At 50.8% G+C, this 13243-nt stretch carries 14 protein-coding genes; 9 read left to right on the top strand and 5 right to left on the bottom strand.

The features are described 5' to 3' along the window. Positions 1–219 precede the first annotated feature (219 nt). The 4 genes from RB298_RS06510 (at position 220) to RB298_RS06495 (ending at position 3016) form a co-directional block, all read left to right on the top strand. Positions 220–648 (top strand): MarR family winged helix-turn-helix transcriptional regulator, encoded by a 429-nt coding sequence (locus RB298_RS06510; protein ID WP_036659443.1) that lies wholly within the window; start codon positions 220–222, stop codon positions 646–648. Further along, positions 641–1873, top strand: coding sequence for an MFS transporter (locus RB298_RS06505; RefSeq protein WP_486046429.1), 1233 nt, complete (start codon positions 641–643; stop codon positions 1871–1873). The genes RB298_RS06510 and RB298_RS06505 overlap by 8 nt, the downstream gene beginning before the upstream one ends. 120 nt (positions 1874–1993) lie before the next feature. Beyond that, positions 1994–2392: a hypothetical protein gene (locus RB298_RS06500; protein ID WP_486046427.1), complete on the top strand. Its 399-nt coding sequence runs from the start codon at positions 1994–1996 to the stop codon at positions 2390–2392. Positions 2393–2530: 138 nt separating this feature from the next. Next, positions 2531–3016, top strand: a complete 486-nt coding sequence (locus tag RB298_RS06495; protein WP_375121598.1) for a DinB family protein — start codon at positions 2531–2533, stop codon at positions 3014–3016. A gap of 80 nt (positions 3017–3096) precedes the next feature. On the opposite strand, the gene RB298_RS06490 is transcribed toward RB298_RS06495, so the two are convergent. From RB298_RS06490 to RB298_RS06475, 4 genes are all read right to left on the bottom strand, one after another. Continuing rightward, positions 3097–5043, bottom strand: a complete 1947-nt coding sequence (locus RB298_RS06490; protein WP_375121597.1) for an FtsX-like permease family protein — start codon at positions 5041–5043, stop codon at positions 3097–3099. Beyond that, positions 5033–5794 carry an ABC transporter ATP-binding protein gene (locus RB298_RS06485; RefSeq protein ID WP_009591195.1) on the bottom strand — a complete coding sequence of 254 codons (762 nt, stop codon included), beginning with the start codon at positions 5792–5794 and terminating at the stop codon, positions 5033–5035. Before RB298_RS06485 ends, RB298_RS06490 begins: the two co-directional genes overlap by 11 nt. Positions 5795–5893: 99 nt before the next feature. Continuing rightward, a complete protein-coding gene (locus RB298_RS06480; protein ID WP_375121596.1) occupies positions 5894–6898 on the bottom strand; it encodes a sensor histidine kinase in 1005 nt (334 codons plus the stop codon). Further along, positions 6895–7584: a response regulator transcription factor gene (locus RB298_RS06475; protein WP_375121595.1), complete on the bottom strand. Its 690-nt coding sequence runs from the start codon at positions 7582–7584 to the stop codon at positions 6895–6897. The genes RB298_RS06480 and RB298_RS06475 overlap by 4 nt, the downstream gene beginning before the upstream one ends. 223 nt (positions 7585–7807) lie before the next feature. On the opposite strand from RB298_RS06475, the gene RB298_RS06470 reads away from it, so the two are divergent. The 5 genes from RB298_RS06470 to RB298_RS06450 all read left to right on the top strand — a co-directional run bounded on the left by RB298_RS06470 (position 7808) and on the right by RB298_RS06450 (position 12645). Then, entirely contained in the window at positions 7808–9319 is a 1512-nt protein-coding gene (locus tag RB298_RS06470) for a copper amine oxidase N-terminal domain-containing protein (protein ID WP_486046423.1), read from the top strand. 277 nt (positions 9320–9596) lie between these two features. Beyond that, complete coding sequence (locus RB298_RS06465; RefSeq protein ID WP_176502503.1) at positions 9597–10541, top strand: DMT family transporter; 945 nt, start codon at positions 9597–9599, stop codon at positions 10539–10541. A 152-nt stretch (positions 10542–10693) separates the two neighbouring features. Next, positions 10694–10936 carry a helix-turn-helix domain-containing protein gene (locus RB298_RS06460; protein ID WP_036659432.1) on the top strand — a complete coding sequence of 81 codons (243 nt, stop codon included), beginning with the start codon at positions 10694–10696 and terminating at the stop codon, positions 10934–10936. Positions 10937–10940: 4 nt separating this feature from the next. Further along, a complete protein-coding gene (def, locus tag RB298_RS06455; RefSeq protein ID WP_096775678.1) occupies positions 10941–11459 on the top strand; it encodes a peptide deformylase in 519 nt (172 codons plus the stop codon). A gap of 208 nt (positions 11460–11667) precedes the next feature. Then, positions 11668–12645 (top strand): ring-cleaving dioxygenase, encoded by a 978-nt coding sequence (locus RB298_RS06450; protein WP_090909696.1) that lies wholly within the window; start codon positions 11668–11670, stop codon positions 12643–12645. An 85-nt stretch (positions 12646–12730) separates the two neighbouring features. Here RB298_RS06450 and RB298_RS06445 read toward each other — a convergent pair whose 3' ends face one another. After that, on the bottom strand, positions 12731–13090 hold the full coding sequence (locus RB298_RS06445) for a YybH family protein (RefSeq protein WP_486046420.1): 360 nt from the start codon (positions 13088–13090) through the stop codon (positions 12731–12733). Between the last annotated feature and the right edge of the window lie 153 nt (positions 13091–13243).

Genomic DNA, 13243 nt, shown 5'->3' with positions numbered 1-13243 from the left:
TCCATCGCCCCAGGGCGATTTTTTTTGTCCACCGCTACTTGTAATAAGCGGCAGAAACGTGAATAGAGCCATTCCTAAACAGGGAGAATAAGCGTCGGTATGCCGTCCGCATCAGTTCGAACTTGGATTTGGAAATCATTCCGGATGGACAAGCAGAAGGATCTTCTTTATAATCAATAAATAGTTACCCAAGGTAACTAATTTGAACGGAGGTCTCGAATGGACGCCCACAGACACTTTTTTCATAAATACTTTACGCTGTATCGCCCTTTCGTCAATGAGCTTAATCGTAAGCTCGAAGACTACAACTTGTATTATGCCCAGTGGTCCATCATGTACTATCTGGATTTTTATCAGTCGATGACTTTGGTGGAGCTGTCCAGAATGCTGTACGTGGAGAAGCCCACCGTCACCCGAACCGTCAACGCGCTGATCAAGCTGGAATATGTGGAGCAAATCCCGGTGCGGGATAAACGGGAGAAGCGCATTCAGCTATCCAAGGCCGGAGCTGACGTCTTCCTGCAAATTCGCAAGATATTTGACCAATATGAACAGGAGATTATGGAAGGCGTTTCTGAAGAGGATCAAAGGGCGGTCATCCGCGTGATGGAGACGGTCAGGGACAACATTATTAGAAAAGGTGATTAACTTGGAGCAAGCAGACTCGCGAGAACGATTGTGGAGCAAGGACTTTTTGATTGTGTTCGGCGTCAATTTTCTGCTCTTTTTATGTTTTTACTTATTAGTGGTGATCATGTCCTCATATGCAAAGAATGAGTTTCACGCATCGACGGGAATGGCTGGCCTGGCTTCCAGCATTTTTGTCGTCGGCGCATTGATTGGACGGTTGGTCGGAGGAAGCATCATCGAGCGGGTCGGCCGCAAAAAACTGCTGTTTACCGGTCTGATCGCCTTCAGCGTTCTCATCGGTTTGTACTTCGTCGTAAACAGCTTGAGCGTGCTGCTCGTTGTCCGTTTCTTTCACGGTATCGCCTTCGCCCTTGCCTCAACGGCAACAGGCACGATTGCGGCCAGCCTGATTCCGAATTCGAGAAGAGGCGAGGGTACAGGCTACTATGGCGTGAGCATTATTATCGCTTCGGCAATTGGCCCTTTTATCGGCTTGATGATTAACGAGCATGCTTCGATGATGGCTAACTTTACGCTGTGCGCCGCGCTAGGGGCGCTTTCGCTGCTGTCGGCTTTCTTTATGAACATACCGAAACTGAAACTGACCACGGAGCAGAAGAAGGATCTGCAAGGGTTGAAGCTATCCAACTTTATTGAGCCGAAGGCGGTGCCGATTTCGCTGGTCAGCTTTGTCATGGGGTTCGGGTATTCCAGCATCTTAACGTACCTGATGATTTTTGCCGGGCAGATCAGTCTGGCCCAAGTGGCAAGTTATTTCTTTATTGTCTATGCGATTGTGGTCATTCTGTCGAGACCGTTCACGGGTCGCTGGTTTGACCAGAGAGGGGCCAATGTGGTGATGTACCCGGCCATTCTATCGTTTGCGATCGGGATGGTTCTGCTCAGCCAAGCCCATCAGGGCCTGACCTTGCTGCTCTCGGCCGTATTCGTCGGTCTGGGCTACGGCACGACGCAGTCCAGTGCTCAGGCCCTGGCCATTAAGCGTTCGCCGGCGCACCGGATCGGGCTTGCGACATCGACCTTTTATATTTTCGTGGACGTGGGCATCGGGTTTGGCCCCTTTATACTCGGCTTCCTGACGCCGCTTGTCGGTTTCCGGGGCATGTATATCGCGATGGCGGTCCTGCTAGCTGCGGGAATCGTCCTCTATCATATCCTGGTTGGGAAAAAAGAAAACGACGGGAACGACGGACATGCGATCGTGCATTCATCAACGATTTAAACCCATGAAAGACTGCCTTTGGGCAGTCTTTTTTTGTATAGGCAGGTACGAGGCTGCAATCGGATTAAATAGGATCGAAAAGGAGACTCTAAATAGAAAAAACGAAAAAGGTGAACGCGTATGAAGCCACGATTCTTCATCTGCCTGCTGCTCTCAGGCGGATTGATTCTATCAAGCTCGGGAAGCAGCACAGCTTATGCAGGGCCACAGGACAAGCCTAGAGAGCAGCAGCTTGAGAAGGCCATGCTGCAGCTGCTATATCCGGTTATCCGGTCGGCCCTTCAGGATATATACAAGGAGACGTATCCTGCCTTTGGCTGCGAACGGATTCTAGCGATTAACGAGCGGACGACGATGAAAGAGGATAACCAACAGGCCAGTCCGGTTGATGCGGTGCACGGGGCAAGCTATTTTGAGATCACGGTGGGGCTATGCAAAAGCGGGGAGAAGATCGAGCTGCGTTTCAAGAACGATACGCCAACGGCACAGTATTATTTGGATTTGTTCCATGTGAGGTAGAAGTTAATCCAGACGGGACGAGCCGAGAAAGAATGATTTTAATCATTTTTTGCGAATCACAGGGGTTCATCCTATAGTAAAATTAGTCATGATTTGTGATGCTGCCCATTACAGGGCGCATGAAGGAGTGAATGACCCATGGCGCATGCAAATGATGTTCTATTGAATCAGCTGTTAGCGAACGCGAACGATCCCAGCTGGCACGTCCCGTTCCAGCAATCCGTGGAGGAACTGACGGAGGACGAAGCGTTCTGGACGCCGGCCAATGGCAGCCACAGCATTGCGGAGATCATACAGCATCTGTTGTATTGGAACGAAACGTGGCAGACGCGGTACCGCGAATCGCAAGTCGATGCCGTACCTTCTATTGGAGACAACCATAATAGCTTCATGATTCCGGATAACGCGACTTTTGCCGAGTTAAGGGACCGGCTGCTTGAGGTTTTGCTTCAATGGCAGGAGCTGTTGTCGGCGGCCAAGCTTGAGCAGGAAGTGAACGGATTCCCAATACCGGCCAAGTGGTGGGAATTGGTGAGTAATGCGGCCACGCACAATGCTTATCATATCGGTCAAATCGTGTATATCCGGAAGCTGCAGAAGAGCTGCAGTCCGTTGGAATGGTAATCCGCGGTTTTTCAAGCCTGCGCACGGAAAAATGCATGGATGGTACCCGAATCGTCCCTGGGCCCAACCATGCACCTCGTTTATAACGCTTCTTTAATTACCCGTTTATAGAACATGACCGACAACAAACCGAATATGGAATACAGCGCCGTATACAGGAGCATTACCATAACCATCGGCAGCCACAGCTCGGTTCCGAAGAAGAACCAGCCGGATTTCACGGCGAAGTAACTGTGGGATAAGCCGACGACCAGGGGTATGCCGAAGTTGAACAGCTGTTTGAATTGAATCCCCGCAAGCAGGTTCCCTTGAGTGAATCCCAGTTTCCGAAGGATCGTGTAATTCGGCTTCTCCTCTTCGCCTTCGTCCATTTGCTTAAAATACAGGATGCAACCTGAAGTAATCAGGAAGGTAAGTCCCAGGAATCCCACAATAAACATCATCAAGCCCATATTGCTCTTCTGGTGGAAGATCATTTCCGGCTGAGAGAGGTTCCCTGTTCGCTCGCTAATGCCGAGATCTTTAAAAATTTGATTCGCCTGATCCATGGCGATCGGATCCACGATATCGATGCCGTGATAGACATTGGTTTTCTTCTGGATCTTCGGATCCAGATCCTGAGCCAGCTGATCAAAGACGGTCTGGTCCACAATCGCCGTCGGCAGCCCGCCGCTGGCAAAGTAATAAGAAACATAGGCTTCCTTGTTCAAGCCGATCAGCTCTTGCTTAATGCTGTGCTTAGGGCTTTGCAATACGATTTGCCCTGTGGTTTGAATGGCCATAAACTGCTGGATGGCATCGCTGGACCCGGTGAACAGCGTCTCCTCGGGAGAAACATCCATTCCTTCCACGCTTTCGTCACTGATCACAGGGAGAATCATGGAGTTCGGATTTCCCTGAGCAACCTCCAGGTTGGCCCCAATAATCTGGGATATGTCAGCACCCACCTGGATTACGTCCCGTTCGGTCTTCTTAAATTCGATATCTTCATCTGTAAGTGCCTGGATAAATGCGGAAAGATCGTTCTGATCCGCTACCGCAAAATGATTGGGCACGCTCTGCTCGGCCGATTTCTCAGCGGAATAGTACGAAATATAACTAAGAGACAGCAGTCCGATCGCGAGTGCGGACACGGTCGTAATGATCGTTAACAGCAGCGCGTTCGATTTCATGCGGAACATGATGGAGGACAGGGACAGCACATTATTCAGGGACAAGTAACCGCCCTTGCTCTTCCGGATCGCGTTGAATATAAAGCTGACCGACCCTTTATAGAACAGATAAGTCCCGATGATCACCGCCCCCAGGATCAGGATCATGGCCATGAACAGCTCGTTCATGGTGGTGAAATCTCCGCTGAACAGCTTGGTCGACACATAGTAGCCAAGAAGTATGAGTCCGATGCCGAGCAGGCCGAACAGCATTTCGGCGAAGGACATTTTCTTAATTTGGTTCTCGGTCGTCGATACCGCGCGGAAGAGGGATAGAATGCTCTGCCTTTTGATGAACGTATAATTCATGATCATGATCAGCACATAGATGACGGCAAACACAATCACGGTCTGGATGAGCGCCTCGGTCGAGAAGGAGAGGGCTGCTTCGGTGTCTACGCCGGTCACCTTGAACAGGATCATCAGAATTAAGCGCGAAGCCGCGAAGCCGGCAAAGATGCCGATGACCATGGAGCCGAAGTACAGAATCAGGTTCTCCGCACTGAGGATCCGGAAGATCTTGCCCTTGGTCAGTCCGATGAGCTGAAACAGTCCGATTTCCTTGCTGCGCCGTTTGATGAAAATCGTGTTGGCATACAGCAGGAAGATCGCCACGATGGCCACGAGCAGCACGGAGGCGGCTCCAAGCGCAGCCGCTCCCTTAATGGAGCCTTTCGCTTCATCCATTGCGGGATCATATTGCAGCGTGACAAACGCGAAGTACAGACCCACGCTGAAGATCAGCGCAAATACATACAGATAATAGTTCTTGATATTCTTCTTCAAATTCCGGTAGATCAGATAATTAATGTTCATTCTGAACACCGCCTAGCACGCCTTGAGTCTTGATGATGTCGTTGAAGAAGGCCTGCCGGGATTGCTCACCCTTGTTCAGCTGGGTGTAGATCTGTCCGTCCTTAATGAAGACTACCCGGGTGCAATAGCTGGCCGCTACGGGGTCATGGGTAACCATGATGATCGTGGAGTCGATCTTCTGATTTAATTCGCTCAGCTTGTTCAACAGATCGGATGCGGACTTCGAGTCCAGCGCTCCCGTCGGCTCATCGGCAAAAATAATGCTCGGATCGTGGATGAACGCGCGGGCCGCGGAGGTCCGCTGCTTCTGTCCCCCGGAGATTTGGTTCGGATATTTATCCTTGAGTTCGTAGATGCCAAGCTCGGTCGCGATTCTTTGGAATTTCTGATCGGCTTCTTTTTTGGATACCTTCTTAATGGAGAGCGGCAGCAGGACGTTTTCTTTGACGGTCAGCGTATCCAGCAGGTTATACTCTTGGAAAATAAACCCGAGATGATGCTTGCGGAACTCGGCCAGCTCCTTCTCCTTGAGGCCCGTAAACTCTTTGCCCTCGATTTTGATGCTGCCGAGGCTCACTTTGTCGATCGAGGAGAGCACGTTCAGCAGCGTGGTTTTCCCGGAGCCCGAAGCGCCCATGATGCTGACGAACTCGCCTTTGTCCACGCGGATGTCGATGCCCTTCAGCACTTCCTGTTTATTGAATTTGTTGCCGTAGCTTTTATGAATTTGGTTTGCTTCAAGAATTGCCAATTTCACTCACTCCTTTGTTATCTGTCCTTATCATAAAGGAGTCGAGGGCCCTTTTCCTTCGATTCGCCGAACAAAGAGCAAAAGCATGTGACATTGTTGTCACATGCCGGTAATGCTTACGAAATCATTCCGTTTCGGAAAGATCAAGGTAAAGGTTGTGCCGATGCCCGGCTTTGATTCTACCTGGATCCGGATCATCAAGGCCTCGGCTACTTTTTTCGTCAGATAGAGCCCCATGCCGGTTGCGGCACTATCCTGATGCGAGGTGGTGGACGTGAAGCCTTTATCGAAAATCCGGGGCATGTCCTTCGGATCAATGCCGCGTCCGGCATCCCGAATGATGAGTCTGACATGGTCGGCCACGAGATCGCTCTCGATGCTAATGTCCGAAGCGGAGCTGTATTTGACCGCGTTGGTCAACAGCTGGCGGATGATAAAGCCCAGCCATTTGGCGTCGCTCAGCACTTCCGCTGCCTGCAGGGAAACGTCAAAGCCGATGCCCTTTTGCATGCACCAGGTTTTGAGCCCGCGGATCTCCTGAAAGATGATCGGCTCCAGGGCGGACACCTCGATCAGAAGATCGTTCTGAATAAAAGGGATGCGCTTCTGGTGCAGCTGCTGGTCAAGCAGCAGGTGAATGCGGAGCCATTCATACTGGAGCTGCGCTTTCAACGTTTCGTCTTCCATGCGTTCGATCATCAATTGCATCGTGGTGAGCGGCGTTTTCACTTCATGAATCCAGGATAACAGCTCGTCCTTCTCCCCTTGCATCTCCATCAGGCGCATGGAGGATTCCTTCTTGAAACGCTCGGTCTGCAGGGAGAGCATGTCCATGGCAATCGCCTCAAAGGGGTGCTCCGGATCGCTGATGGCGGCTAAGTCGTAGGTGTCGTCCCATGCCTGGAGACTTTTGTAGAACTTGGTTTCCCGGTTGTATCTGACGAACAGAAACACCAGGAAGAACAGCGTCGACAGAAACACGATATAGAGGATGGGCAGGAACGGGATTTGGGCGTCCACCGCGGCTATAAACAGAAGCATCACCTGCAAGAACACGAATAACAGAATCCAGCTTAGCCGTTCCCGGATATAGGCCATCATCATGCGTGGGCCTCTTCCGTGGCGATGTAACCTTGTCCCACCTTGGTTTCGATGTAAGGGTCAAGTCCCAAGGGCTCCAGCTTCTTGCGAAGACGATTCACGTTGACCGTTAACGTATTATCGCTGACAAAATGCTCGTTGTCCCAAAGGCTCTTGATCAGGTCCTCCCGGCTGACGATCTGGTTCTTCCGCTCCATGAGGATCTTCAGAATGAACATTTCATTCTTTGTCAGTTCAGCGGTGCCCTGAGGGCTGCTTATCGTATTTTTGCCGAATTCGACGGTGGCTCCGCGCCAGGTTCTCAGCTCGGTCCGCTCGGTGTTGTAATTGTATACCCGGCGCAGGGTGGCCTGGATTTTGGCAATCAGGACATCGAAGTGAAACGGCTTCTGAATGAAATCGTCGGCGCCCAGCTGCATCGACATCACCATATCGGTGGGATGATCCCGGGAGGACAGGAATATAATCGGGACGTTGGAGTGGGAACGAATCATTCGGCACCAATGGAACCCGTCAAATTTCGGCAGATGGATATCGATAATGACCAGGTCGGGCTGAATCGCCGTGAACTCCTGGAGTACGGCGCTGAAATCGCGGACGCCATAAACGTCATACGACCATTGCGAGAGACGCTCCTGCACTTCATGGAACAGGGTCACGTCGTCTTCGATCAGCATAATTTTAAACAAGAGATTCACCACGCTTTAAAAGGTTGTTCAAACCGCACTTCATGAATGTGCGCTGTTCCGTCATGATTTTCATTCCCCAGTGTATAGCAAAAAGTCGATATATGCTATCTTGAAGCGCCTTCCCATGTGCATACATGACGAGGCTTAAATACCTATTTACAAACATTTCCTCCCTTCCCATAATAGAAATGAGCCTATGACCTGGGAGGGGACGAATATCAAAATGTATAAGAAGTTCAAATGGTTGACCTTACTCATTGCAGCCGTGTTGGTCGTTATGACAGGATGTCAGGCCGTCGGGGGACTGGATATCAACAAGGCGATGCTGACCAGTCTTGATGTGAAATCCAGCGAATCCAGCGCAAGTATTCGATTCGAGGTGGTGCCTGCGGACAAGGCCCTATCGTCTGAAGATAAAGAAGCGATTGATCTTATTAATTCCTTATCCTTGAATATCGACCATGCCATCGTGGAGGATAGCAATACGGTGTCCATTCAAGGCAGCGTTCATTATTCGGACAAGAAGATTCCGCTTCATCTGTCCATGGATGCCAAGGGAATGGCGATTCAATTGGACGGCGCCAAGCAGCCGTTCTATCTGTCGATGGATACAACCGTTCCGGGAATGCCGGGCACCAGCCAGTATGAGCAGGCGATTCAAGATGTCGTGAAGAAGGCAGCAGGACTTGTGCTGAAGCATTTCCCGAACCCGTCCAAAGTTTCGGTGAAGCCGGTCCAGGAGAAGGTGAACGGAGAGAGCTTGAACCTGACGCATCTTCAGATGGAGCTTACGGGCGAAGAGATTTTGAACATGGTTAAGCCTTTCGCCGAAAGCCTGCTTAAAGACGAAGCCGGCTTGAAGCAGGTAATCGGTGATGGTTATGACGCCATTTATCCGATGATAACCAGCATCGGCGAGGCATACGGCGAAGACGTTGAACTCCTGCCGCAGGAATCCAAGGAAGAGGTCGTCGCGTCGCTCTACGAGATGGTGCATGGCGCACTGACCGAATTTACGGAGAACTACGATGAACAGAAGGAGCAGTTATTGGAGGAGCTTCCGGGATCCGAAACCGTCTTCGGCAAGGATACGATCCTCAAACTGGACTATTACTTCGACGAGCAGCTGAATACGCGCAAGAATGCGTTGGAGCTGACCGTCGCGCTTCCGGCATCCGAGGACCTGCCATTAAAGTCCTTCAAGGTGTATTCCGAAGGTGAGGTCTGGAATATCGGCGGCGCAGTGAAAGCCAATAAGGTCGACACGTCCAAAGGCGTGCTGGACGTCCTGAATGAATCCGTGACGCCGGGTCAAGTGTTGCGGAACTTCGAGAAGGATTCCCTCATCTACAACGTGTTGAAGGATGATCTGAAGATCACCCAAAAGTCGATGTATTTGAATATCTCGAACGAGGATTTTGGATACGGCGCCATCAAGAAGAACCATCAGAGCTTCGTTCCGCTCCGTTACCTGGCAGATCAGCTGGATGCCGAAGTGAAGTGGACCAAAGGCTCGAATAAAATTATAGTCATCAATGATTTGACGGGAGAAGAAATCGTGGTGACCGTAGGCTCCAAAAAAGCCAGCGTTGGCGGTAAAAGCGTGACGCTGCCGGAAGCGCCATTCGTTCATAGCAACGGATCTACCTACGTTCCGCTCCGGTTTATGGCCGAAACGCTCGGCGCAACGCTTCATCTCGAGGGCGATGGCTGGATTTCGGTCGAACGCGATTAACGGTTTTTATATCGATAACGGGGTCGGCAACGCCGGTGCCTGTTATGAAAGAATGCAAGTTGAAGTATATATAACGGGGCTGTTTCCCGTCATCCCCGGATGACGGGAAACAGCCATTTTGTTGTTACCCTCCTTCATCGCGCTAACTGTACCGGTACAGTTAGCGTTATTTCAAATCGTAACGAAGTCTTTCCTGCCGTAAGATAAGTAACAAATGCACCGGCCCTCTAGGTTAGACATAAAAAAGAGAAGATGAAGGAGATACACAATCATGAATATACCGCATACAAGCCGTGCCTATGCCGCCGCTTTGGGATATACGGCTATCATTGGTTTTTCGTTTATGTTCGTAAAGCTGGCGCTGGTCCATGCTAACCCGCTGGATACGCTGGCGCATCGGTTTACCATTTCGTTCTTAGCCGCATCGCTGGGGCTCCTCATCGCCCGCAGAAAGGTCCCGATGGATCTGAAACGGCTGCTGACCATCGTGCCGCTGGCCATATTCTATCCGTTCCTGTTCTTTACGCTGCAAACCTTCGGGTTAGTCTATACCAGTTCGGCCGAGGCCGGAATTATCCACGCTACCGTACCGATCTTTACGCTGATCTTGGCGTCGCTGTTCTTGAAGGAGCGCTCCAGCTGGGCACAAAAGCTGTTTACCGTGTTGTCGGTAACGGGAATCATCTCTATCTTTGTGTTGAAAGGCGTGTCCTTCGAGCAATCGAGCACGCTCGGAATTGTGCTGATTCTGCTCTCTGCGCTATCCAATGCCGTTTACAGCGTGATGGCCCGCAGGATGACGCAGAAGCAGTCGGTACTGGATATCACCTTCATCATGTCGATGATCGGATTCGTGCTGTTTAACCTGATGTCGGTCGCTCAGCATGCGGCGCAAGGGACGCTCGTCCATTATTTTGACCCGTTTATGCACTCATCCTTCGTGTGGGCGGTTCTTTATCTCGGCGTCTTGTCCTCCCTGGGAACATCGCTTCTGTCCAACTATGCTTTGTCCCAGATCGAGGCGTCCCGGATGGGCATCTTTAACAATCTGGCTACCGTGGTCACGATTTTTGGAGGCGTCGCCTTCTTGAATGAAAAGCTGGCTTACTATCATGTCATCGGAGCAGCGCTCGTCATTGTCGGCGTGATCGGGACCAGCCTTGCAGGAAGAGCCGGGAACGCTAAGAAACAGCTGGCCCGGAACGAATCCAAGCCTGCTTAAAATATCTCTTCCGAATAAGTGTAAGCGAAGGATCATCAGGACCTCTAGAGCACCACTGTTGTCAAACCCCAAAGAAATGGGCTTGAGATATTAGGCAATACCTAATAAAATTAGGTGTAAGCTAATATTTTGATGAACTGGAGGGTGACCCTTTGCTCGAATGGATGTTACGTAACGTGATGGCAGAGAGAGGGATATGGTCGGGAGCGGCTTTGGCGCGGCTGATGAAAGAGAAGGCGGATTACAGCCTGTCGGCTGCTTCCATTAGCGCATTGCTGACGAACCAGCCCAGGCAGATGAAGGCAGAGACGTTAGATGCCCTTTGCACAACCTTAGAGTGTACTCCAAGTGACTTATGGGTGCATACACCTCCTTCCAAAACTAAGGGGGCTTAAGTGAATGACGGTAAAACCTATTGTGCCATTCGGCGATCCCATCCTGCGCAAGGTGGCCCGGCCGGTCGATTCCGTGAATGCCAGAGTATTAAAGATACTGGATGATATGGTCGAGACGCTGTACGACAGCGATGGGCGCGCCGGCCTTGCAGCACCGCAAATCGGCATTTTGCGAAGGCTTATTGTCATGGACTGCGGAGAAGGGCTGATCGAACTGATTAATCCTGAAATCGTGGAGATGAACGGGGAACAAATGGGCCCTGAAGCGTGCCTCTCCTATCCGGGCTACTACGGATACGTGAAGAGAGCCGACAAAGTGACGGTGAAGACATTGAACCGGCAAGGCGAGACGGTAATCCTGAAAGGCGAGGATTACCTGGCCAGATGCATGCAGCATGAGATTGATCACCTGAACGGCATTTTGTTTGTGGACCATGTTCGGGATGGATGGTTGTATCATGAGGAGACGCATCGACGCATCGAGCTGCTGCCCGTCATTGGTTTATCCAATACAGGCTCATAGGTCCATAGAGACCAAGGGCGAAATGAATAGAACAGCCGGATCTGATGTCCGGCTGTTTTTTTATTGGTTATGGCTGAGAATGTTGATGCTTGACGGAATAGGAAAGCCGTGATATTATTATCTTAAATTAAAGATGTTTTAAATCGAAATAATAAATGAATCAGATTCGACACACACTTTACAATATAAGAGACGGAGGCGTTTAACTATGAACGGATTAAAAGGAATTCACCACGTAACAGCCATTACGAGCAGTGCCGAGAAGAACTACGAGTTCTTCACCTATGTGCTGGGCATGCGGCTCGTGAAGAAGACGGTTAACCAGGACGATATTCAGACATACCATCTGTTCTTTGCGGATGACAAGGGCAGTGCAGGCACGGATATGACCTTCTTCGACTTCCCGGGTATTCCGAAGGGCAGACACGGTACGGACGAGATCTACAAAACCTCGTTCCGTGTTCCTAACGATGCGGCGCTGGAATATTGGGTCAAGCGATTTGATCGGATGGACGTGAAGCATCAAGGCATTCAAGAGTTATTCGGCAAAAAAACACTCGCTTTTGTTGATTTCGACGATCAGCAATATCAACTCATCTCCGACGAGAACAATGAAGGCGTGGCTTCGGGAACGCCTTGGCAGAAGGGGCCGATTCCCTTGGAGCATGCGATTACAGGACTTGGCCCGGTCTTTGTGCGGGTGTCCAATTTCGATCATTTCAAAGAAGTGATGGAGAAGGTGCTTCAGTTTAAGGAAATCGGCAAGGAAGGCTCGCTTCATCTGTTTGAGGTTGGTGAAGGCGGCAACGGCGCGCAGGTGGTTGTCGAGTACAACGCCGTGCTCCCACGGGCCCAGCAGGGCTTCGGTACCGTTCACCACGCGGCCTTCCGGGTAGAGGACCGTTCGGTGCTGGAGCACTGGATCAAGCGTCTGGACGACTTCCAATTCCATACGTCGGGCTTTGTCGACCGCTATTTCTTCCAGTCCCTGTACGCACGCGTCGCGCCGCAAATTCTGTTCGAGTTTGCCACCGACGGTCCGGGCTTCATGGGGGATGAGCCGTATGAAACGCTGGGCGAAAAATTGTCCCTGCCTCCATTCCTGGAGCCGAAGCGCGAGCAGATCGAGAGCATGGTTCGCCCGATCGATACGGTGCGCAGCACGAAGGAATTCGTGAAGGAATGATGCAATGAATATCAAGAAGCAATCCGCTTGTTCGTGACAAGGGCGGATTGCTTTTTTTGTGCCACCGAAATAACGGATCTTACGGTCATTCCCAAGTATCCGAACCGAATGGATGGTCCACGATGTACAGCCAGCTTCCATCGGGCTGTTGTCTCACGATCTCGGAGGTATGTCCTTGCAGCACCAGCGGTTGGCCATTCGGGTCGGTCGTTTGCAGGGTGAACCGAGCGCGCAGCATAGCAATATTTTCAAACGGGATACAGTATACATTGGTGGAGACCATGGCGCCTTTGAGCCGCAGCAGTTCCTCCAACGTATGGCGGAAGGAATGGATTCCGATTTCCAGGCTTCCGTTTCGGCGGACATGAACGCCGTTCGGTTCATACAGTGCCAGCAGTTGATCGATATCCCCGCTATTATACGCGTCTGCAAAAGCTGCATTCATATCTTCCGGCCTCCGAACTGGTTTTGAAGGATTTGATGGTTTCATTGTATCTCCTCTTTCTGTAAGATGATAATCAATAGCCTATCTGAAAAAGAAAGCCATGGTAAGTACGCAGAATATGGTGACCTAGTCATCTATTCATGACCAAGGGAG

The sequence above is a fragment of the Priestia sp. BR_2 genome (genome assembly GCF_041954005.1).
Taxonomy (GTDB): Bacteria; Bacillota; Bacilli; order Paenibacillales; family Paenibacillaceae; genus Paenibacillus_AQ; species Paenibacillus_AQ lautus_A.
This window is presented reverse-complemented; position numbering and strand designations above follow the sequence as displayed.

Coding starts and splice junctions, on each gene's coding strand:
- RB298_RS06500 (WP_486046427.1), top strand. CDS start 1,994: ATGAAGCCACGATTCTTCATCTGCCTGCTGCTCTCAGGCGGATTGATT.
- RB298_RS06510 (WP_036659443.1), top strand. CDS start 220: ATGGACGCCCACAGACACTTTTTTCATAAATACTTTACGCTGTATCGC.
- RB298_RS06450 (WP_090909696.1), top strand. CDS start 11,668: ATGAACGGATTAAAAGGAATTCACCACGTAACAGCCATTACGAGCAGT.
- RB298_RS06495 (WP_375121598.1), top strand. CDS start 2,531: ATGGCGCATGCAAATGATGTTCTATTGAATCAGCTGTTAGCGAACGCG.
- RB298_RS06480 (WP_375121596.1), bottom strand. CDS start 6,898: ATGATGATGGCCTATATCCGGGAACGGCTAAGCTGGATTCTGTTATTC.
- RB298_RS06445 (WP_486046420.1), bottom strand. CDS start 13,090: ATGAATGCAGCTTTTGCAGACGCGTATAATAGCGGGGATATCGATCAA.
- def (WP_096775678.1), top strand. CDS start 10,941: ATGACGGTAAAACCTATTGTGCCATTCGGCGATCCCATCCTGCGCAAG.
- RB298_RS06490 (WP_375121597.1), bottom strand. CDS start 5,043: ATGAACATTAATTATCTGATCTACCGGAATTTGAAGAAGAATATCAAG.
- RB298_RS06470 (WP_486046423.1), top strand. CDS start 7,808: ATGTATAAGAAGTTCAAATGGTTGACCTTACTCATTGCAGCCGTGTTG.